Origin of the sequence: Citrobacter sp. FDAARGOS_156 (genome assembly GCF_001559235.2) — a bacterium.
Classification (GTDB): Bacteria; Pseudomonadota; Gammaproteobacteria; order Enterobacterales; family Enterobacteriaceae; genus Citrobacter; species Citrobacter youngae.
Genome location: NZ_CP014030.2, coordinates 1,239,722 through 1,260,840, shown reverse-complemented (window position 1 = coordinate 1,260,840; position 21,119 = coordinate 1,239,722). Strand labels below are relative to the sequence as shown.

Here is a 21,119-nt window from a genome sequence, read left to right as displayed (position 1 = left end):
CAATGCGGGGCTTTTTATTGCCACATTTTCGTTAAGGCTCATGCTACAGTGTCAAAATGCTGTTCAACGAGGAGCCTCGATCGTGCCAGGTTTAAAAATTACGCTGCTGCAACAACCGCTGATCTGGATGGATGGCCCGGCCAACCTGCGCCATTTCGACCGCCAACTGGAAACCGTCACCGGGCGTGACGTTATTGTGTTGCCCGAGATGTTTACCAGCGGATTTGCGATGGAAGCGGCAAACAAATCGTTGCCGCAAGAGGAAGTTGTAAGCTGGATGCGTAGCAAAGCGCAGCAGACGAATGCCCTGATAGCAGGTAGCGCGGCGATACAGTCTGAACGGGGGCCGGTGAATCGTTTTTTGCTGGTTGAACCCGAAGGCACCGTGCATCTCTATGACAAACGCCATCTGTTCCGTATGGCGGATGAGCATCAGCATTATCAGGCAGGTGAAGAGCGCATCATCTTTGAATGGCGTGGTTGGCGCATTCTGCCGTTGGTCTGTTATGACTTGCGTTTTCCGGTGTGGTCGCGTAACCGCAACGACTACGACCTCGCCTTGTACGTTGCCAACTGGCCCGCACCGCGCTCGCTGCACTGGCAGATTCTGCTCACCGCACGGGCGATTGAGAACCAGGCTTATGTAGCAGGATGTAACCGCGTGGGCACTGACGGTAACGGCCATCATTATCGCGGTGACAGCCGGGTGATTAATCCGCAGGGTGAGATTATTGCCACCGCCGAGCCGCATCAGGCCACACGTATTGACGCTGAGTTGTCACTCTCGGCGCTACGCGAGTATCGCGAGAAGTTTCCCGCCTGGCAGGATGCTGACGCTTTCATCCTGTAGAGTTTGCCTTCCCTCCCGCCACGGACCATGTATCCACGGCGGGATTGTTTCACTCCGTAACCAACCGCAAAACAAATTCGCGTGGCGACATGCATCGGGCAACGTATTCTGCAAGGGATAATCACTCGTCACCAGCGAGTGGCAGACAATGTCGATAATTCCCTTATCAGGATTTCAATAATGAAAAACTTCGTACGCATGACTTTGCTGGCAGTTACCGTGGCTGGCGCTTCTTTTAGCTCGCTTGCAGCAACCACATCTAATGTTCCGGCTCCGGCCCAGGATCCGGTCGTTCAACACCTTAAGTTGACCAACGACCAGGTGGCGCAGATTAAAAAACTGCACCAGCAGCTTGAAACCAATGTCAGTCAGATTTCAGTGAAAGACGTTAAAGACGGCGCGCTAATTGACGTCATCAAGTCCGGGAAATGGGATGAAGCAGCCGTCAAAAAACAGCTTTCGGCGTTCAGCAACATCGAACAACAGGCGCGTTATTACCGCGTGAAATACTACTTTGACCTGAACAAAGTGCTGACCCCAGAACAGCGCCAGCAGGTGCAAAAAGATAACGCACAGACGCTGAGCGAGTAACAGCAAGGCCTGCAATAACATATGGTTGCAGGCTTTTATTTTTTTGGGCAGTAAAAACGACGAAAGCCTGAATCATTTCTGATTCAGGCTTTCTGAATAGTGGCGGAATGGACGGGACTCGAACCCGCGACCCCCTGCGTGACAGGCAGGTATTCTAACCAACTGAACTACCACTCCGCGTTGTGTTCCGCTTGGGAACGAAGCGAATATTACGGATTGCCTCGCGCCTCGTCAACGCTTTTTCTCACGTTTTTTAATCGTTTGCTGCAAAAATCACCCGAATGACCATTTCTGTACTGTAAATACCAGAACTAGGCCCGCCAGAGGCAACTTCCGCCCTTCTTCTGTACCAGGTCAAGGCGCGACTCATGGGCTGCCAGCTCTTCATCAGTGGCGAAAACAACGCGTAATTTACTGGACTGACGCACAATGCGCTGGATCCCCGTATCATTCTGCTGCTGGCTGTCACCTTCCATTGAGAACGCCATGGTGGTCTGCCCACCGGTCATCATCAGATAAACGTCGGCCAGAATCTGGGCATCGAGCAATGCGCCGTGCAGGGTACGCTTGCTGTTGTCTATCTCATAGCGCGAGCATAACGCATCAAGGCTGTTACGCTTGCCAGGAAACATTTTCCTCGCCAACGCCAGGCTATCGGTCACTTTACAGAAGGTGTTCGTCTTCGGGATATCGCGATGGAGTTTCGCGAATTCGTAATCCATAAAGCCGATATCAAACGATGCGTTATGGATAACCAGCTCCGCGCCACGGATATAGTCGAGAAACTCATCGGCAACATCGGCGAACGTGGGTTTATCAAGCAGGAATTCATCGGCGATTCCGTGTACGCCAAACGCTTCCGGGTCCACCAGCCGATCCGGCTTCAGGTAAACGTGGAAGTTATTTCCGGTCAGGCGGCGGTTCACCACTTCAACCGCACCGATCTCAATGATCTTGTGGCCTTCGTAGTGGGCGCCAATCTGGTTCATACCGGTGGTTTCGGTATCGAGGACTACCTGTCGTGTAATTCCAGTGCTCATAACGGTCATTTATGTCAGACTTATCGTTTGATTTCGATTTGCTAAAACAGGAAGTCTACCAGAGATGCTTAAACAGGTAGAAATTTTCACCGACGGTTCATGCCTGGGAAATCCAGGGCCAGGTGGTTACGGGGCGATTTTACGCTATCGCGGGCGCGAAAAAACCTTTAGCGAAGGCTACAACCTCACTACCAATAATCGCATGGAGCTGATGGCGGCAATCGTTGCGCTGGAAGCCCTGAAAGAACAGTGTGAAGTGATACTCAGCACGGACAGCCAGTATGTGCGTCAGGGCATTACGCAGTGGATCCACAACTGGAAAAAGCGCGGCTGGAAAACCGCAGATAAAAAACCGGTGAAGAACGTCGATCTGTGGAAACGTCTGGATGCCGCGCTGGGGCCGCACCAAATCAAATGGGAATGGGTTAAAGGGCACGCGGGTCATCCGGAAAACGAACGCTGCGATGAGCTTGCTCGTGCTGCGGCAATGAGTCCCACCCAGGATGATGTTGGGTATCAGGCAGAGTCTTAAGCATCTGGCTTGCGGTATTGTCGGGTTGCCCCAACGGCCTGGCGGATGCGTGCCTTACTTTTACTTTGTTTCATCGGATTGAGCGTAAGCGGAATTGTTCGCTTGCGCGCGACAACCAACTGCAAACAGCCTAGTGCCGGAATATGCGCACTTAACATTTTACCGCCCTGCTTCGCCCAGGGCAGCACGTGGAACCGGCTATAGTGCAGCACCTCAAAATTCAGCAAAGAGAGCCAATCCAACTGGCGCGTCAGGGTAAACATCCGGCTGTTGTAAGGCGGTGTTTTACGTAGCACTGGCACCAGCTTACGCAACCCCATCAGGCTAACCGGGTTAAACCCGCTCAGTATTAACCAGCCATCATCAATCAGTACCCGGTCGGCTTCACGCAATAAGCGATGCGGATCGGCGCACCACGGTAGTGTATGCGCCAACAGGCAAACATCCACGGATTTATCGGCAAAAGGAAGGTGTAAAGGATCGGCTGTGACCTGCATGGGCGAACCTTGCAAAGAAACATTTACCTGATGAGAAACCGCGCACGCTTCAGAATCGATTTCTGCGCTTAAATTGCCAATCTTAAGCAGATGAAAACCGTACATTTTTGCGAACCACGGGTTAAGCTGATACTCCAGCGCCTCACGATAGTGTTCGCCCCAGGGCATATCATCCCAGCTAACGGGCGCTACGACAGTTTGAGGGATCCTTGCCGGTTTCATCACAACCTTCCGTTACGCATTGAGAGGTAATTTATGAATCTTAACAGTATTCCCGCATTTCAGGACAATTACATCTGGGTCCTGACAAATAATGAAAATCGTTGCCTGATTGTTGATCCGGGCGAAGCCGTTCCCGTTTTGAAAGCCATTGCAGAATATCACTGGGTGCCAGAGGCCATTCTCCTCACCCATCACCATCAGGATCACGTTGGCGGTGTGAAAGAACTTTTGCAACATTTCCCACAATTAGTGGTTTACGGACCGGCTGAAACGCAAGATAAGGGAACGACCCATATAGTCAAAGATGGCGATATTGCACTCGTTTTAGGGCATGAATTTAAAGTAATTGCCACGCCGGGTCACACTTTAGGACATATCTGTTACTTTAGCCAACCTTACCTATTTTGTGGCGATACGCTCTTTTCAGGCGGCTGTGGCAGACTATTTGAAGGTACAGCTTCACAGATGTATCAATCACTTAATAAATTAAGTGCGCTTCCTGATGATACATTGATCTGCTGCGCCCATGAGTACACATTAGCAAACATGAAGTTTGCCTTAAGCATTCTGCCGCACGATTCGTTTATTAATGATTATTATCGTAAAGTTAATGAGTTACGGGTAAAAAAACAAATGACGCTACCCGTAATTCTGAAAAATGAGCGACGAAATAATCTTTTTTTAAGAACAGAAGATATTGATTTAATTAACGAAATAAACAAAGAAACAATATTGCAACAACCTGAAGAGCGTTTTGCCTGGTTAAGGTCAAAGAAAGATACGTTCTGACAATTCCGGGTTGCCTTTTGAAAACTTCGCCGTTATGATCGGTCGTCTTTTAAGCAACTATTGACACACACATGAAGGCAAAAGCGATATTACTCGCCTCTGTCCTGCTTGTTGGGTGCCAGAATACTGGTAACGTCCAACAGCACGCACAGAGCCTTTCTGCAGCTGGTCAAGGGGAAGCAGGAAAGTTTACAAGTCAGGCGCGATGGATGGACGATGGAACATCTATCGCTGCTGATCAGGATTTGTGGGCTTTCATTGGTGACGAGCTAAAGATGGGAATTCCGGAAAACAACCGGATTCGCGAACAAAAACAGAAGTATTTACGCAATAAGAGCTATCTCCACGATGTAACTTTACGGGCAGAGCCGTATATGTACTGGATAGCCGGGCAAGTTAAGAAACGTAACATGCCTATGGAACTGGTACTACTACCCATAGTGGAGAGCGCTTTTGATCCTCACGCAACGTCTGGCGCCAATGCCGCAGGTATTTGGCAGATCATTCCGAGCACGGGGCGCAATTATGGTTTAAAACAGACCCGCAATTATGATGCACGTCGCGACATTGTGGCTTCCACCACTGCCGCGCTGGACATGATGCAGCGTCTGAACAAGATGTTTGATGGCGACTGGCTGCTGACTGTTGCCGCGTATAATAGCGGTGAAGGTCGTGTCATGAAGGCAATCAAAACGAACAAAGCTCGTGGTAAACCCACTGACTTCTGGTCGTTGCCATTGCCTCAGGAAACGAAGCTATACGTGCCCAAAATGCTGGCATTGAGCGATATACTCAAAAACAGCAAACGCTATGGCGTGCGTCTGCCAACTACAGACGAAAGCCGCGCGTTGGCACGTGTTCGCCTGAGTAGCCCGGTTGAGATGGCTCAGGTTGCCGATATGGCGGGTATTTCCGTCAGCAAGCTGAAGACCTTCAATGCAGGTGTGAAAGGCTCCACGTTGGGTGCCAGCGGTCCGCAATACGTGATGGTACCAAAGAAGCATGCAGAGAAGCTGCGTGAGTCTTTGGCTTCCGGCGAAATTGCAGCCGTACAGTCAACGCTGGTTGCGGATAACACGCCGCTGAACAGCCGTAGCTACAAAGTTCGCTCTGGCGATACGCTTTCCGGCGTCGCTGCACGTCTTGGCGTGAGCACGAAGGATCTGCAGCAGTGGAATAATCTGCGTGGATCATCGCTGAAAGTGGGCCAAAGCCTGACCGTAGGTGCGGGTACCAGCGCGCAGCGGTTGGCTAATAACAGCGATAGCATCACCTATCGTGTGCGTAAAGGCGACTCGCTGTCGAGCATTGCCAAACGCCACGGGGTTAACATCAAGGATGTGATGCGCTGGAACAACGATACGGACAATCTGCAGCCAGGCGATCAGCTCACGTTGTTTGTGAAAAACAACGGCATGCCGGACTCCTGATAGCATTGTAGAAATGAAGGCACTGGCTTCCCCCCAGTGCCTTTTTTATTTATCCCGCTTTATGCGCCTCAACCATGATCGTGTCGCTGGTAAACGAGCCATCTTCCTGCAACGCAAAGTAGGTTTTCACTTCAACAGAAGCACTCTGTTGGTAAACACGAATCGCGTCGCTCAACGCTGCAGGCGTGCGCATCCGCGCCACCCACGAACTGAACTCCAGCGGCAGACGGTCAGTTAACAACGTATCGGCAATCAGATTGGCATCATTGATTAACGACAACCACTCTCCGCTGGAATAGTTGCGTACGTGTGAGGTATCACGTAACGCCTCCACGGTTTGCAACCAGATATCACGGACCGGATGGCCTGGCGACATCACATCCATCACAATCAGCACACCGCCGGGCTTCAGAACGCGGTTCACTTCCCTCAGCGCGCGCCCGACATCATGCCAGTGATGCGCGGAATAGCGGCTAATCACCACATCAAATACGTTATCTTCAAATGGCAGGCTTTCAGCATACCCCTGCCGTGTGGCGATATTTTCCAGACCTCGGTCTTTTGCCGCCTCAGCAACCACTTCAAGCATCTGCGACGATAAATCATAAGCCACGACCTGTTGTACGTGTTGCGCAGCCACAAAGCTGGCGTGCCCCGCTCCACATCCCATATCCAGTACCCGTGCCTGTGGAAAAGCAGACAGCCTTTCCGCCAGTCGTTGTAAATCACGACCCGTAGCATGTACGGTGCTGGTTAAATAGGCATTAGCCTGAGAGCCAAACTGCTTTTCGACGTTGTCATGGTGGGAGCGTGTTGTCATTGTGTTGTCCTTCGGTTGTTGTGAAATATGAAGAGCAGCACCATCACAGGCCTGCCCTACGGCAGACCTGACACACCGTTATTGTTCAGGTTTGCCGGGACTGAATTCAACGAGTAGCGGGTTGTGGTCAGATGCGCGGGTGACCAGCACAGAGGCTTCACTCACGTTCAGACCGCGATAGAACACAAAATCGAGAGGACGACCAAACGCGCGGCGGCGCTGATCGTCAGTAAAGCGTACCTGGCGCAGTGACATTTCACGCGCAAAGCGGTACAGCGCATTCATCCGTCGACGGCTCCAGGCATTAAAATCGCCGGCCATGATCACCGGACCGCTGTGATGAGCAATCTGATCGCCAATCGGAAGTAACTGCTTGCTATAGACATCAACGCCAAGGCTAAAGTTAACCGCGTGGATATTCACCACCATTAATAGCCGAGTGTCAGGCAATGGGTACACCGTCACCAGCGCCGATTTCGCCAGCCGTAAAATCGGCTCACGCTCGCGCAATGGGCAGCAGTAAACGGGGTGGGCGGAGGAAAGCGTCATGACGCCAGAGGGATGCTGGGGCAGCACAAAGGCCGGAACCTGATCGGCAGCAAGATAGTTAGCGGTCGCAAACTGCACCAGTTCTGGCGTGGTTTGCGCTTCCTGCAATAACACCAGATGCGCGTCTTTGCCAAAATTCTTCAACACCGACTGCCATTCTGCCCGTTGTTGCTTAAAAATATTCCACACCAGCACGCGAATGCGATCTTCACTGCTTAACGGCACGCCTGCAGGTAATGCCTGGCCGATATGCGCAAATGACCCAGGCGGTAAAATCCGCTCAACGGGCTGTCCGGCAACATAGCGCATGGCATAGGTGTTTTTTCGCACTTTAGACTTTCAAACCTCTATAACGTCAACCAGCCCGCAGCCGGACTGGTTCTTCTGTTATAGGGACTTTAGCACTCACTTTCAACGAACAATTACAGTTTGTTTTGTAAGTGGGTACTTACATCAATGAATTATCCCAATACTACCCGCGCCGGTTTATCCAGGCGACCGCTGATACTCATCAGTAAAAAAGCGACCAGAACAATCAGCGCGCCAATCCACGGAGTCTGTGCTAAACCATAATGCTCTACCGTTTGTCCGCCAATTACAGAGCCAAGCGCAATGCCAATATTAAACGCAGCAATATTCAGACCTGATGCCACATCCACCGCATTTGGGGTAAATTGTTCCGCTTTCTGTACCACGTAAACCTGCAACCCCGGTACGTTACCAAAGGCAAAGATCCCCATCACCAAAATGGTAGCCAGCGCGGCGTACTGCGTGGAGGCCGTCAGTTGGAAAACCATCAGCAGAACAAACAGCGCGGCGAAGATAAATTTCAGCGCCGGGACAGCACCATGTTTATCCGCCAGCTTACCTCCCCAGATATTACCGATAGCGACCGATACGCCATAGCCCAGTAAGATCCAGCTTACCGCTGCCGGCGAAAAGCCAGCCAGGTCCTGCATCATAGGAGCCAGGAAGGTGAATGCAGTGAAGACACCACCGTAACCCAGTGCCGTAACCGCGTAGATAAGCAACAGGCGCGGATGGGTTAACACCTTTACCTGATCACGAATGCTGGCGGCCGCCCGACCCGGAATGTTGGCCGGGATCAGCAGTTGGCTGCTAATCAGTGCAATCACACCCAACAGAGATACAGCAAGGAAAGTCTCGCGCCAGCCAAAGTGCTGACCGATAAACGTACCCAACGGCACGCCCGTCACCAGCGCCACCGTTAAGCCGCCAAACATAATGGCGATGGCGGAAGCGGCTTTCTCTTTTGGCACCAGGCTTGTCGCGATGGTAGAACCAATCGAGAAGAATACGCCGTGTGCCAGGCCTGTCAGCAGGCGGGCGACAATGAGTGTCATATACCCGGGTGCCTGCCATGCCAGCAAATTCCCCGCCGTAAACAGAACCATCAGCGCAACCAACAGTTGCTTACGTGGCAGACGTCCGGTCAGGGCAGTCAATACTGGCGCCCCGATCGCGACACCCAGCGCATAGATTGAAACCAGCATCCCGGCAGAAGGTAAAGAGATCGCCAGTTGTTCAGCAATGGTCGGCACCAGGCCGACAATCACAAATTCAGTCGTGCCAATAGCGAAGGCACTTATTGTGAGTGCAAATAAAGCGAGAGGCATAAATAGCTCCATATCATCAATAATCAGATGACACGTAGTATGCCGGGATGTTTTAATGACAAAAATATTCAAAATCTCAATATAATTTTGCTTCAGGTGCAAAAATGAAAGCGACATCCGATGAACTTGCGATTTTTGTAGCCGTAGTTGAAAGCGGTAGCTTTAGCCGGGCGGCAGAACAGCTTGGACAAGCCAATTCCGCGGTCAGTCGGGCAGTAAAAAAGCTGGAGATGAAACTGGGCGTCAGTTTGCTGAATCGCACAACCCGACAGCTAAGCCTGACTGAAGAAGGAGAGCGTTACTTCAGACGTGTGCAGCAGGTACTGCAGGAAATGGCAGCTGCAGAAATGGAAATCATCGAGTCGCGTAATACTCCGCGCGGTCTGCTACGTATCGATGCGGCAACACCGGTGATGTTGCATTTCCTGATGCCCCTGATCAAACCTTTCCGTGAGCGCTATCCCGAGATGACGTTGTCGCTGGTTTCCTCAGAGACATTTATCAATCTTATTGAACGAAAAGTGGATGTTGCGATACGTGCCGGTGCCTTGACTGACTCAAGTCTGCGCGCACGTCCACTCTTTACCAGCTACCGCAAGATTATTGCTTCACCTGACTATATTGCCCGCTTCGGTAAGCCAGAGACTGTTGAAGAGTTAAAGCAGCATCTGTGTCTGGGGTTTTCTGAACCCATTTCGCTCAATACATGGCCCATTGCCTGTAGTGACGGACAATTACATGAGGTTGAGTGCGGCCTGTCTTCGAACAGTGGCGAAACGCTGAAGCAGCTTTGCCTGAACGGCAACGGTATTGCTTGTCTTTCAGATTATATGATTGATAAGGAGATCGCTCAGGGTAAGCTGGTCGAATTGATGGCGGATAAACGGCTGCCAGTCGAGATGCCTTTCAGCGCGGTGTATTACAGCGATCGTGCCGTCAGTACTCGTATTCGGGCATTCATCGATTTTTTAAGTGAATATATAAGAACAGCTCCCGAAGGAGCTGTAAAAGAGGGTTAAAGGCACAGAGGGGTCAGGCAATTAATCCCACTCAGGCGCCAGACCTTCCGGGCTAACCAGGCGGTCGTTGCAATCCAGAGCAGCGATTGCCGCTTTGTCTTCCGCATCAAGGTGCAGTTCCAGCGCCAGCAGGTTGCTTGCCAGGTTTTCACGCTTGGTAGAAGAAGGGATCACAGAGTAACCTTCCCCCATCGCCCATGCCAGAATCACCTGGGCCGGCGTCGCGTTATGTTTAGCCGCAATGCCAGCAATCACTTCATCTTTCAGCGCCTTACCGTAAGCCAGCGTCATGTATGAGGTGATGTGGATACCGTGCTCTTTCGCCCAGTCAACAACCTTACGGCTTTGCAGATATGGAGATAACTCAATCTGGTTAGTCGCAATATTCTCTGCACCCACAGCAGCAATAGCTTTTTCCATCAATGGGATAGTGAAGTTAGAGATACCAATTTCACGAGTCAGCCCTTGCTCTTTAGCTTCGAGCAATGCTTGCATAAATTCCTCAACAGATACAGCATCTCCTGGAGATGGCCAGTGGATCAGCGCCAGATCAACATAATCTGTACGCAGTTTCTTCAGGCTTTCTTTCAGACTTGGGATCAGTTTTTCTTTGCTGAGATTTTCAATCCAGATCTTGGTGGTGATGTACAGTTCGTTACGCGGTACGCCGCTTTCGGCAATCGCCTGACCAACAGCCGCTTCATTATCATAGATTTGTGCAGTGTCGACAGCACGGTAGCCCAGATCAAGCGCCGTTTTAACAGAAGCGATAACCACGTCGTCTTTCAGGCGGAAAGTACCTAAACCAAATGCAGGGATTGTCATAGAATTCCTCTTTTTAATCACAATGTTCGTTAACTGAGGGGATTATGACCTTCTGCTCTTTATAGAAAAAGAGCGAACAATGCAGAGGATTTTTGCGAATTCAGCAATAATAAAGTTACAGGCAAAGAAAAAGCCCTGAGCAAATGCTCAGGGCTCTTAATAAGTGGCGGAACGGACGGGACTCGAACCCGCGACCCCCTGCGTGACAGGCAGGTATTCTAACCAACTGAACTACCGCTCCACCGAATTTCTTTGTCACTACCCGGATTATTCATCCCGGTTTACTGCAATTTGATGCCTGGCAGTTCCCTACTCTCGCATGGGGAGACCCCACACTACCATCGGCGCTACGGCGTTTCACTTCTGAGTTCGGCATGGGGTCAGGTGGGACCACCGCGCTACAGCCGCCAGGCAAATTCTGTTTATCAGACCGCTTCTGCGTTCTGATGTAATCTGTATCAAGCTGAATCTGATGTCTCTTCGCCAAAACATCTTCGGCGTTGTAAGGTTAAGCCTCACGGTTCATTAGTATCGGTTAGCTCAATGTATCGCTACACTTACACACCCGACCTATCAACGTCGTCGTCTTCAACGTTCCTTCAGGAGACTTATAGTCTCAGGGAGAACTCATCTCGGGGCAAGTTTCGTGCTTAGATGCTTTCAGCACTTATCTCTTCCGCATTTAGCTACCGGGCAATGCCATTGGCATGACAACCCGAACACCAGTGATGCGTCCACTCCGGTCCTCTCGTACTAGGAGCAGCCCCCCTCAATTCTCCAGCGCCCACGGCAGATAGGGACCGAACTGTCTCACGACGTTCTAAACCCAGCTCGCGTACCACTTTAAATGGCGAACAGCCATACCCTTGGGACCTACTTCAGCCCCAGGATGTGATGAGCCGACATCGAGGTGCCAAACACCGCCGTCGATATGAACTCTTGGGCGGTATCAGCCTGTTATCCCCGGAGTACCTTTTATCCGTTGAGCGATGGCCCTTCCATTCAGAACCACCGGATCACTAAGACCTGCTTTCGCACCTGCTCGAGCCGTCACTCTCGCAGTCAAGCTAGCTTATGCCTTTGCACTAACCTCCTGATGTCCGACCAGGATTAGCTAACCTTCGTGCTCCTCCGTTACTCTTTAGGAGGAGACCGCCCCAGTCAAACTACCCACCAGACACTGTCCGCAACCCGGATTACGGGTCCACGTTAGAACACCAGCCATTAAAGGGTGGTATTTCAAGGTTGGCTCCATGCAGACTGGCGTCCACACTTCAAAGCCTCCCACCTATCCTACACATCAAGGACCAGTGTTCAGTGTCAAGCTATAGTAAAGGTTCACGGGGTCTTTCCGTCTTGCCGCGGGTACACTGCATCTTCACAGCGAGTTCAATTTCACTGAGTCTCGGGTGGAGACAGCCTGGCCATCATTACGCCATTCGTGCAGGTCGGAACTTACCCGACAAGGAATTTCGCTACCTTAGGACCGTTATAGTTACGGCCGCCGTTTACCGGGGCTTCGATCAAGAGCTTCTCCTTACGGATAACCCCATCAATTAACCTTCCGGCACCGGGCAGGCGTCACACCGTATACGTCCACTTTCGTGTTTGCACAGTGCTGTGTTTTTAATAAACAGTTGCAGCCAGCTGGTATCTTCGACTGATTTCAGCTCCATGAGTAAATCACTTCACCTACATATCAGCGTGCCTTCTCCCGAAGTTACGGCACCATTTTGCCTAGTTCCTTCACCCGAGTTCTCTCAAGCGCCTTGGTATTCTCTACCTGACCACCTGTGTCGGTTTGGGGTACGATTTCGTGTTACCTGATGCTTAGAGGCTTTTCCTGGAAGCAGGGCATTTGTTACTTCAGCACCGTAGTGCCTCGTCATCACACCTCAGCGTTAAAAAGGTACCGGATTTACCTGGAACCTCCGCCTACATGCTTAAACCGGGACAACCGTCGCCCGGCTAACATAGCCTTCTCCGTCCCCCCTTCGCAGTAACACCAAGTACAGGAATATTAACCTGTTTCCCATCGACTACGCCTTTCGGCCTCGCCTTAGGGGTCGACTCACCCTGCCCCGATTAACGTTGGACAGGAACCCTTGGTCTTCCGGCGTGCGGGTTTTTCACCCGCATTATCGTTACTTATGTCAGCATTCGCACTTCTGATACCTCCAGCATGCCTCACGACACACCTTCAACGGCTTACAGAACGCTCCCCTACCCAACAACACATAGTGTCGCTGCCGCAGCTTCGGTGCACAGTTTAGCCCCGTTACATCTTCCGCGCAGGCCGACTCGACCAGTGAGCTATTACGCTTTCTTTAAATGATGGCTGCTTCTAAGCCAACATCCTGGCTGTCTGTGCCTTCCCACATCGTTTCCCACTTAACTGTGACTTTGGGACCTTAGCTGGCGGTCTGGGTTGTTTCCCTCTTCACGACGGACGTTAGCACCCGCCGTGTGTCTCCCGTGATAACATTCTTCGGTATTCGCAGTTTGCATCGGGTTGGTAAGTCGGGATGACCCCCTAGCCGAAACAGTGCTCTACCCCCGAAGATGAATTCACGAGGCGCTACCTAAATAGCTTTCGGGGAGAACCAGCTATCTCCCGGTTTGATTGGCCTTTCACCCCCAGCCACAAGTCATCCGCTAATTTTTCAACATTAGTCGGTTCGGTCCTCCAGTTAGTGTTACCCAACCTTCAACCTGCCCATGGCTAGATCACCGGGTTTCGGGTCTATACCCTGCAACTTAACGCCCAGTTAAGACTCGGTTTCCCTTCGGCTCCCCTATTCGGTTAACCTTGCTACAGAATATAAGTCGCTGACCCATTATACAAAAGGTACGCAGTCACCCCATAAAGAGGCTCCCACTGCTTGTACGTACACGGTTTCAGGTTCTTTTTCACTCCCCTCGCCGGGGTTCTTTTCGCCTTTCCCTCACGGTACTGGTTCACTATCGGTCAGTCAGGAGTATTTAGCCTTGGAGGATGGTCCCCCCATATTCAGACAGGATACCACGTGTCCCGCCCTACTCTTCGAGTTCACAACCTGTGCATTTTGGTGTACGGGACTATCACCCTGTACCGTCGGACTTTCCAGACCGTTCCACTAACACACAAGCTGATTCAGACTCTGGGCTGCTCCCCGTTCGCTCGCCGCTACTGGGGGAATCTCGGTTGATTTCTTTTCCTCGGGGTACTTAGATGTTTCAGTTCCCCCGGTTCGCTTCATTACGCTATGGATTCACGTAATGATAGTGTGTCGAAACACACTGGGTTTCCCCATTCGGAAATCGCCGGTTATAACGGTTCATATCACCTCACCGACGCTTATCGCAGATTAGCACGTCCTTCATCGCCTCTGACTGCCAGGGCATCCACCGTGTACGCTTAGTCGCTTAACCTCACAACCCGAAGATGTTTCGTAAAACATCACCGTGTTGCGAAAATTTGAGAGACTCGAACACACCGCTTTTCATTTCTTATTACGGAGAAATGAAACAGTGTGTCGTTTCAATTTTCAGCTTGATCCAGATTTTTAAAGAGCAAATATCTCAAACGTCACCCGAAGGTAAGTTTTGAGATATTAAGGCCGGCGACTTTCACTCACACAAACCAGCAAGTGGCGTCCCCTAGGGGATTCGAACCCCTGTTACCGCCGTGAAAGGGCGGTGTCCTGGGCCTCTAGACGAAGGGGACGTGTCAGTCTCAATCGCAAGACGCCTTGCTATTTACTTTTCATCAGACAATCTGTGTGAGCACTACAAAGAACGTTTCTTTAAGGTAAGGAGGTGATCCAACCGCAGGTTCCCCTACGGTTACCTTGTTACGACTTCACCCCAGTCATGAATCACAAAGTGGTAAGCGCCCTCCCGAAGGTTAAGCTACCTACTTCTTTTGCAACCCACTCCCATGGTGTGACGGGCGGTGTGTACAAGGCCCGGGAACGTATTCACCGTGGCATTCTGATCCACGATTACTAGCGATTCCGACTTCATGGAGTCGAGTTGCAGACTCCAATCCGGACTACGACGCACTTTATGAGGTCCGCTTGCTCTCGCGAGGTCGCTTCTCTTTGTATGCGCCATTGTAGCACGTGTGTAGCCCTACTCGTAAGGGCCATGATGACTTGACGTCATCCCCACCTTCCTCCAGTTTATCACTGGCAGTCTCCTTTGAGTTCCCGACCGAATCGCTGGCAACAAAGGATAAGGGTTGCGCTCGTTGCGGGACTTAACCCAACATTTCACAACACGAGCTGACGACAGCCATGCAGCACCTGTCTCAGAGTTCCCGAAGGCACCAATCCATCTCTGGAAAGTTCTCTGGATGTCAAGAGTAGGTAAGGTTCTTCGCGTTGCATCGAATTAAACCACATGCTCCACCGCTTGTGCGGGCCCCGTCAATTCATTTGAGTTTTAACCTTGCGGCCGTACTCCCCAGGCGGTCGACTTAACGCGTTAGCTCCGGAAGCCACGCCTCAAGGGCACAACCTCCAAGTCGACATCGTTTACGGCGTGGACTACCAGGGTATCTAATCCTGTTTGCTCCCCACGCTTTCGCACCTGAGCGTCAGTCTTTGTCCAGGGGGCCGCCTTCGCCACCGGTATTCCTCCAGATCTCTACGCATTTCACCGCTACACCTGGAATTCTACCCCCTCTACAAGACTCTAGCCTGCCAGTTTCGGATGCAGTTCCCAGGTTGAGCCCGGGGATTTCACATCCGACTTGACAGACCGCCTGCGTGCGCTTTACGCCCAGTAATTCCGATTAACGCTTGCACCCTCCGTATTACCGCGGCTGCTGGCACGGAGTTAGCCGGTGCTTCTTCTGCGAGTAACGTCAATCGCTGCGGTTATTAACCACAACGCCTTCCTCCTCGCTGAAAGTACTTTACAACCCGAAGGCCTTCTTCATACACGCGGCATGGCTGCATCAGGCTTGCGCCCATTGTGCAATATTCCCCACTGCTGCCTCCCGTAGGAGTCTGGACCGTGTCTCAGTTCCAGTGTGGCTGGTCATCCTCTCAGACCAGCTAGGGATCGTCGCCTAGGTGAGCCGTTACCCCACCTACTAGCTAATCCCATCTGGGCACATCCGATGGCAAGAGGCCCGAAGGTCCCCCTCTTTGGTCTTGCGACATTATGCGGTATTAGCTACCGTTTCCAGTAGTTATCCCCCTCCATCGGGCAGTTTCCCAGACATTACTCACCCGTCCGCCACTCGTCACCCAAGGAGCAAGCTCCTCTGTGCTACCGTTCGACTTGCATGTGTTAGGCCTGCCGCCAGCGTTCAATCTGAGCCATGATCAAACTCTTCAATTTAAGTTTGATGCTCGTGAATTAAACTTCGTAATGAATTACGTGTTCACTCAGAGACTTGGTATTCATTTTTCGTCTTGCGACGTTAAGAATCCGTATCTTCGAGTGCCCACACAGATTGTCTGATAAATTGTTAAAGAGCAGTTGCGACGCGCTTTAGCGCTCTGTCGCGAGGTGGCGTATATTACGCTTTCCTCTTTCAGAGTCAACCCTCATTTTCAGGTTTCCCCCTTCAATCAACCCGGCTAGTTAGTGTGAAGTGATTCACATCCGCCGTGTCGATGGAGGCGCATTATAGGGAGTCGACTCAGGAAGACAAGCGGAAAAATGCTTTTTTGTTTCAACCGCTCACCTTTTATCCATAACGTTTACTTTTGCTGCTTTTTTATCGCCATTGGCAGGTCCGCCAGACTATTTAGCACTAAATCTGCCGCATTTTCTGCTTCCGGAGTGACTGGCTTGCCAGTGCGCACTAATACCTTCGTTCCTACATTTGCAGCTGTCGCCGCCTGCATATCTTCTATTTTATCGCCCACCATATAAGAAGCAGCCATATCGATGTGCAGAAAGTCTCGCGCAGAGATAAACATACCCGGATGCGGTTTACGGCAGTCGCAGACCTGGCGGTACTCTTCGACTGTGCCCTGCGGATGATGAGGACAATAATAGATACCATCCAGATCAACATCACGATCGGCCAATGACCAATCCATCCATTCAGTCAACGTTTCGAATTGTGCCTCGGTAAATTTGCCACGGGCAATACCAGACTGGTTCGTCACGACAATCAGCGCATAACCCATCTTTTTAAGTTCACGCATGGCATCAATAACGCCGTCGATAAATTCGAACTCGTCGATCTCATGGACGTAACCGTGGTCCACATTAATAGTGCCGTCACGGTCGAGAAAAATTGCGGGTACAGATTTTGCCACCTTTTATAGCTCCTGAATAAGGCATGTGGCTCTAGTATCGCATGTTTCGGCGGGCAAGAAAGTGCTCATCGTGCAAAGCTAGATTGATTTAGACGTCTGGATGCCTTAACATCCATCTTGTTGACGGCGTCGACCGTCCCAGACAGACGAAAATGCCACGGCTAACTTAATTACGATAATAAATAACCAATGATTAAACTTTCGAATATCACCAAAGTGTTCCAGCAGGGGACTCGCACCATTCAGGCGCTAAACAATGTCAGCCTGCATGTTCCTGCCGGGCAGATTTATGGCGTTATTGGCGCCTCCGGTGCCGGTAAAAGTACGCTCATCCGCTGCGTAAACCTGCTAGAGCGCCCCACCGAAGGCAGTGTTCAGGTCGGCGGCCAGGAGCTGACGACGCTATCTGAATCCGGGCTGACTAAAGCGCGCCGTCAAATTGGCATGATTTTCCAGCACTTTAACCTGCTCTCTTCCCGCACCGTGTTTGGCAACGTTGCGCTGCCGCTGGAACTGGATAACACACCAAAAGAAGAGATTAAACGCCGTGTAACAGAGCTGCTGGATTTAGTCGGTCTTGGCGACAAGCACGACAGCTACCCGGCCAACCTTTCCGGTGGACAAAAACAGCGTGTGGCGATCGCCCGTGCTCTGGCAAGCAATCCCAAAGTACTGCTGTGCGATGAAGCCACCAGCGCCCTTGACCCAGCAACAACCCGCTCGATTCTGGAATTGTTGAAAGACATTAACCGTCGCCTGGGTCTCACCATTCTGCTGATTACTCATGAGATGGACGTTGTAAAACGTATCTGTGACTGCGTCGCGGTCATCAGTAATGGCGAACTGATTGAGCAGGACACCGTCAGCGAAGTGTTCTCACACCCGAAAACACCACTGGCACAGAAATTTATTCAGTCCACGCTGCACCTGGATATCCCGGAAGATTATCTGGAACGGTTAAAAGCAGAGCCGCAAGCCGACAGCGTGCCGATGTTGCGTATGGAATTCACCGGTCATTCGGTCGATGCACCGCTACTCTCTGAGACGGCCCGTCGCTTTAACGTGAATAACAACATTATTAGCGCGCAGATGGATTACGCCGGCGGCGTGAAGTTCGGCATCATGCTGACTGAAATGCACGGCACACAGGAAGATACACAAGCAGCCATTAACTGGTTGCAGGAACACCATGTAAAAGTAGAGGTACTGGGTTATGTCTGAGCCGATGATGTGGCTGCTGGTTCGCGGCGTATGGGAAACGCTGGCAATGACCTTTGTGTCCGGTTTTTTTGGTTTTGTGATTGGTCTGCCGGTTGGCGTGCTGTTGTACGTCACGCGCCCGGGGCAAATCATTGAGAATGCGAAGCTCTACCGTACGCTCTCTGCACTGGTGAACATTTTCCGTTCCATCCCGTTCATCATCTTATTGGTGTGGATGATTCCGTTCACCCGCATGATCGTAGGCACCTCTATCGGACTGCAGGCCGCTATCGTCCCGCTGACCGTCGGCGCCGCGCCATTTATTGCTCGTATGGTGGAAAACGCCCTGCTGGAAATCCCGACCGGGCTGATTGAAGCCTCACGTGCGATGGGCGCTACACCGCTGCAGATTGTTCGTAAGGTATTACTGCCAGAAGCGCTGCCAGGGCTGGTCAATGCGGCCACCATCACCCTCATCACGCTGGTTGGTTACTCGGCGATGGGCGGTGCTGTCGGTGCCGGTGGTCTTGGCCAGATTGGTTATCAGTACGGCTATATTGGTTACAACGCTACCGTAATGAATACAGTACTGGTATTGCTCGTCGTTCTGGTTTATTTAATTCAGTTATCTGGCGATCGCATCGTCCGGGTAGTCACGCACAAATAACGTTACACACAACACTAAAAACTCATTAAGAAAAGGAAATAAGCATGGCGTTCAAATTCAAAACCTTTGCGGCAGTTGGAGCCCTAATCGGTTCTCTGGCACTTGTGGGTTGTGGCCAGGATGAAAAAGATCCTAACCACATCAAAGTGGGTGTTATCGTTGGCGCAGAGCAGCAGGTTGCAGAAGTCGCCCAGAAAGTGGCTAAAGAAAAATACGGTCTGGACGTTGAGCTGGTCACGTTTAACGATTACGTTCTGCCTAACGAAGCGCTGAGCAAAGGCGATATCGATGCTAACGCCTTCCAGCACAAACCGTACCTGGATCAGCAGATCAAAGATCGTGGTTACAAACTGGTTGCCGTAGGTAATACCTTTGTTTATCCGATTGCAGGCTACTCCAAAAAAATCAAATCACTGGATGAACTGCAGGATGGCTCTCAGGTCGCTATTCCAAACGACCCGACTAACCTCGGCCGTTCCCTGCTACTGCTGCAGAAAGTCGGTTTGATTAAACTGAAAGATGGCGTTGGCCTTCTGCCGACCGCGCTGGACGTGATTGAAAACCCGAAAAACCTGAAGCTGGTTGAACTGGAAGCGCCGCAGTTGCCACGCTCACTGGATGACGCGCAAATCGCGCTGGCAGTCATCAACACCACCTATGCCAGCCAGATCGGCCTGACGCCAGCAAAAGACGGTATCTTTGTTGAAGATAAAGATTCTCCGTACGTAAACCTGATCGTGACGCGTGAAGACAATAAAGATGCTGAGAACGTGAAGAAATTCGTTGAAGCATACCAGTCAGACGAAGTTTACGAAGCGGCAAACAAAGTCTTCAACGGCGGTGCTGTTAAAGGCTGGTAATTTTAGGCTGTTTTCACAATCTGTAATATCATCAGGACGGGCGCTTGCCCGTCTTGTCATTTATGCAAGCACCTGATTCAATATCTGACGTTTAGATCATTCATTGAGGAAATATTATGCGTGCTTTACCGATCTGTTTAGTAGCACTCATGCTGAGCGGCTGTTCTATGTTAAGCAGATCCCCTGTTGAACCCGTTCAAAGCACCGCTACCCCGCCAAAAGCGGAGCCGGAAAAACCAAAAGCACCGCGCGCGACGCCGGTAAGAATCATCACTAACGCTGAAGATTTAGTGGGCAAACCGTTCCGCGATCTCGGCGAAGTCAGCGGGGAATCCTGCCAGGCATCCAACCAGGATTCCCCGCCGAGCATTCCAACCGCACGCAAACGCATGCAGATTAACGCCTCTAAAATGAAAGCAAATGCGGTATTGCTGCACAGCTGCGAAGTAACCAGTGGGATGCCGGGCTGCTATCGTCAGGCAGTTTGCATCGGTTCTGCTCTGAACATTTCGTCTAAATGAGTCATTTTCAGTTCGAGCAAATAGGCGTTATCCGCTCTCCTTATAAAGAAAAGTTCGCTGTGCCGCGCCAGCCGGGTCTGGTGAAAAGCGCCAACGGCGAACTGCATTTGCTCGCGCCCTATAACCAGGCCGATGCTGTTCGCGGCCTGGAAGCATTCAGCCATTTGTGGGTGATTTTTGTTTTTCATCAGACAATGGAAGGTGGATGGCGTCCAACCGTGCGCCCACCCCGTCTGGGCGGTAACGCCAGAATGGGCGTCTTTGCCACGCGTTCGACCTTTCGTCCTAACCCTGTCGGTATGTCGCTGGTTGAGCTGCGGGGCATCCGCTGCCATAAAGAGCACGTAATCCTCGAACTCGGTGGACTGGACCTTGTTGACGGAACGCCAGTTGTGGATATTAAGCCGTATCTGCCGTTTGCCGAATCGCTGCCTGATGCTCGCGCCAGCTATGCCCAGGACGCACCTCAGGCTAGCGTCGAGGTGACGTTCAGTGAAGATCTCGCGGAGCAGCTACCGAAGCTCGAACAACGTTACCCGCGTCTTCGTCAGTTTATTGCCGAAGTGCTGGCGCAGGATCCGCGTCCTGCCTACCGTAAAAATGAGGAAGAAGGCAAAACCTACGCCGTCTGGTTGCTGGACTTTAACGTCCGCTGGCGCGTCACACCGTCAGGATTTGAGGTCTTTGCTCTGGAAGCCCGCTAATTTGCGTCGCGTACTCTTTTGACATCCCTTTCTCGCTGGTAAACTAAACCACTTTTGTTTTGTGCCAGGCTCGTTTTGAGCCTGTTCGATCGTTCAACTGGAA

General features: G+C 51.4%; 17 protein-coding genes, 3 tRNA genes, 3 rRNA genes and 1 pseudogene. 11 read left to right on the top strand and 13 right to left on the bottom strand.

Features of this window, described 5'->3' with window-relative positions; translation table 11 throughout:
• Nucleotides 1-82 precede the first annotated feature (82 nt).
• Both AL515_RS06135 and AL515_RS06130 read left to right on the top strand, forming a co-directional pair.
• Nucleotides 83-850 carry an amidohydrolase gene (locus AL515_RS06135; RefSeq protein WP_048212537.1) on the top strand — a complete coding sequence of 256 codons (768 nt, stop codon included), beginning with the start codon at nt 83-85 and terminating at the stop codon, nt 848-850.
• Nucleotides 851-1,030: 180 nt separating this feature from the next.
• The gene (locus tag AL515_RS06130) at nt 1,031-1,441 is read left to right on the top strand and encodes a Spy/CpxP family protein refolding chaperone (RefSeq protein ID WP_061067298.1); all 411 of its coding nucleotides are present in this window, start codon (nt 1,031-1,033) and stop codon (nt 1,439-1,441) included.
• A gap of 100 nt (nt 1,442-1,541) precedes the next feature.
• On the opposite strand, the gene AL515_RS06125 is transcribed toward AL515_RS06130, so the two are convergent.
• Together AL515_RS06125 and dnaQ are read right to left on the bottom strand one after the other, a co-directional pair.
• Nucleotides 1,542-1,618, bottom strand: a tRNA-Asp gene (locus AL515_RS06125).
• Between the two features lie 134 nt (nt 1,619-1,752).
• Nucleotides 1,753-2,481 (bottom strand): DNA polymerase III subunit epsilon, encoded by a 729-nt coding sequence (dnaQ, locus tag AL515_RS06120; protein WP_075551413.1) that lies wholly within the window; start codon nt 2,479-2,481, stop codon nt 1,753-1,755.
• On the opposite strand from dnaQ, the pseudogene rnhA reads away from it, so the two are divergent.
• Nucleotides 2,435-3,013, top strand: a pseudogene (gene rnhA / locus AL515_RS06115) (ribonuclease HI). The gene dnaQ and the pseudogene rnhA sit on opposite strands and share 47 nt — an antisense overlap.
• Here the strand turns inward: rnhA and AL515_RS06110 are convergent.
• The gene (locus AL515_RS06110) at nt 3,010-3,732 is read right to left on the bottom strand and encodes a class I SAM-dependent methyltransferase (protein WP_061067297.1); all 723 of its coding nucleotides are present in this window, start codon (nt 3,730-3,732) and stop codon (nt 3,010-3,012) included. The pseudogene rnhA and the gene AL515_RS06110 overlap by 4 nt on opposite strands.
• Before the next feature lie 33 nt (nt 3,733-3,765).
• Between AL515_RS06110 and gloB the strand changes: the two genes are divergently transcribed.
• Nucleotides 3,766-4,521, top strand: a complete 756-nt coding sequence (gene gloB, locus AL515_RS06105; RefSeq protein ID WP_061067296.1) for a hydroxyacylglutathione hydrolase — start codon at nt 3,766-3,768, stop codon at nt 4,519-4,521.
• 71 nt (nt 4,522-4,592) lie between these two features.
• Nucleotides 4,593-5,951 carry a murein transglycosylase D gene (mltD, locus tag AL515_RS06100; RefSeq protein ID WP_048212543.1) on the top strand — a complete coding sequence of 453 codons (1,359 nt, stop codon included), beginning with the start codon at nt 4,593-4,595 and terminating at the stop codon, nt 5,949-5,951.
• Between the two features lie 49 nt (nt 5,952-6,000).
• On the opposite strand, the gene AL515_RS06095 is transcribed toward mltD, so the two are convergent.
• The 3 genes from AL515_RS06095 to AL515_RS06085 all read right to left on the bottom strand — a co-directional run bounded on the left by AL515_RS06095 (nt 6,001) and on the right by AL515_RS06085 (nt 8,957).
• Nucleotides 6,001-6,771: a class I SAM-dependent methyltransferase gene (locus tag AL515_RS06095; protein ID WP_061067295.1), complete on the bottom strand. Its 771-nt coding sequence runs from the start codon at nt 6,769-6,771 to the stop codon at nt 6,001-6,003.
• 78 nt (nt 6,772-6,849) lie between these two features.
• Nucleotides 6,850-7,650 carry an endonuclease/exonuclease/phosphatase family protein gene (locus tag AL515_RS06090; RefSeq protein WP_048212545.1) on the bottom strand — a complete coding sequence of 267 codons (801 nt, stop codon included), beginning with the start codon at nt 7,648-7,650 and terminating at the stop codon, nt 6,850-6,852.
• Between the two features lie 131 nt (nt 7,651-7,781).
• Complete coding sequence (locus tag AL515_RS06085) at nt 7,782-8,957, bottom strand: MFS transporter (RefSeq protein WP_061067294.1); 1,176 nt, start codon at nt 8,955-8,957, stop codon at nt 7,782-7,784.
• Between the two features lie 104 nt (nt 8,958-9,061).
• Between AL515_RS06085 and yafC the strand changes: the two genes are divergently transcribed.
• Nucleotides 9,062-9,976, top strand: a complete 915-nt coding sequence (yafC, locus tag AL515_RS06080; protein ID WP_061067293.1) for a DNA-binding transcriptional regulator YafC — start codon at nt 9,062-9,064, stop codon at nt 9,974-9,976.
• A gap of 21 nt (nt 9,977-9,997) precedes the next feature.
• Here the strand turns inward: yafC and dkgB are convergent, their stop codons facing one another.
• From dkgB to gmhB, 7 genes are all read right to left on the bottom strand, one after another.
• Entirely contained in the window at nt 9,998-10,801 is an 804-nt protein-coding gene (gene dkgB, locus AL515_RS06075; protein WP_061067292.1) for a 2,5-didehydrogluconate reductase DkgB, read from the bottom strand.
• A 164-nt stretch (nt 10,802-10,965) separates the two neighbouring features.
• A tRNA-Asp gene (locus AL515_RS06070) sits at nt 10,966-11,042 on the bottom strand.
• Between the two features lie 55 nt (nt 11,043-11,097).
• Nucleotides 11,098-11,213, bottom strand: a 5S ribosomal RNA gene (rrf, locus tag AL515_RS06065).
• A gap of 92 nt (nt 11,214-11,305) precedes the next feature.
• Nucleotides 11,306-14,212 (bottom strand): 23S ribosomal RNA (locus AL515_RS06060).
• A gap of 219 nt (nt 14,213-14,431) precedes the next feature.
• A tRNA-Glu gene (locus AL515_RS06055) sits at nt 14,432-14,507 on the bottom strand.
• A gap of 85 nt (nt 14,508-14,592) precedes the next feature.
• Nucleotides 14,593-16,132: ribosomal RNA gene (locus AL515_RS06050) — 16S ribosomal RNA — on the bottom strand.
• The 16S, 23S and 5S rRNA genes sit together here with 2 tRNA genes alongside, the layout of an rRNA operon.
• 365 nt (nt 16,133-16,497) lie before the next feature.
• Complete coding sequence (gene gmhB / locus AL515_RS06040) at nt 16,498-17,064, bottom strand: D-glycero-beta-D-manno-heptose 1,7-bisphosphate 7-phosphatase (RefSeq protein WP_048212629.1); 567 nt, start codon at nt 17,062-17,064, stop codon at nt 16,498-16,500.
• 189 nt (nt 17,065-17,253) lie between these two features.
• Between gmhB and metN the strand changes: the two genes are divergently transcribed.
• From metN to tsaA, 5 genes are all read left to right on the top strand, one after another.
• The gene (gene metN / locus AL515_RS06035) at nt 17,254-18,285 is read left to right on the top strand and encodes a methionine ABC transporter ATP-binding protein MetN (protein ID WP_061067291.1); all 1,032 of its coding nucleotides are present in this window, start codon (nt 17,254-17,256) and stop codon (nt 18,283-18,285) included.
• Nucleotides 18,278-18,931 carry a methionine ABC transporter permease MetI gene (locus tag AL515_RS06030; protein ID WP_006686810.1) on the top strand — a complete coding sequence of 218 codons (654 nt, stop codon included), beginning with the start codon at nt 18,278-18,280 and terminating at the stop codon, nt 18,929-18,931. Before metN ends, AL515_RS06030 begins: the two co-directional genes overlap by 8 nt.
• A 44-nt stretch (nt 18,932-18,975) precedes the next feature.
• Nucleotides 18,976-19,791, top strand: coding sequence for a methionine ABC transporter substrate-binding lipoprotein MetQ (gene metQ / locus AL515_RS06025; protein WP_003829145.1), 816 nt, complete (start codon nt 18,976-18,978; stop codon nt 19,789-19,791).
• Nucleotides 19,792-19,907: 116 nt separating this feature from the next.
• A complete protein-coding gene (gene rcsF / locus AL515_RS06020) occupies nt 19,908-20,312 on the top strand; it encodes an Rcs stress response system protein RcsF (protein WP_061067290.1) in 405 nt (134 codons plus the stop codon).
• Nucleotides 20,309-21,016: a tRNA (N6-threonylcarbamoyladenosine(37)-N6)-methyltransferase TrmO gene (gene tsaA / locus AL515_RS06015; RefSeq protein WP_048212632.1), complete on the top strand. Its 708-nt coding sequence runs from the start codon at nt 20,309-20,311 to the stop codon at nt 21,014-21,016. The genes rcsF and tsaA overlap by 4 nt, the downstream gene beginning before the upstream one ends.
• The last annotated feature ends 103 nt before the right edge of the window (nt 21,017-21,119 follow it).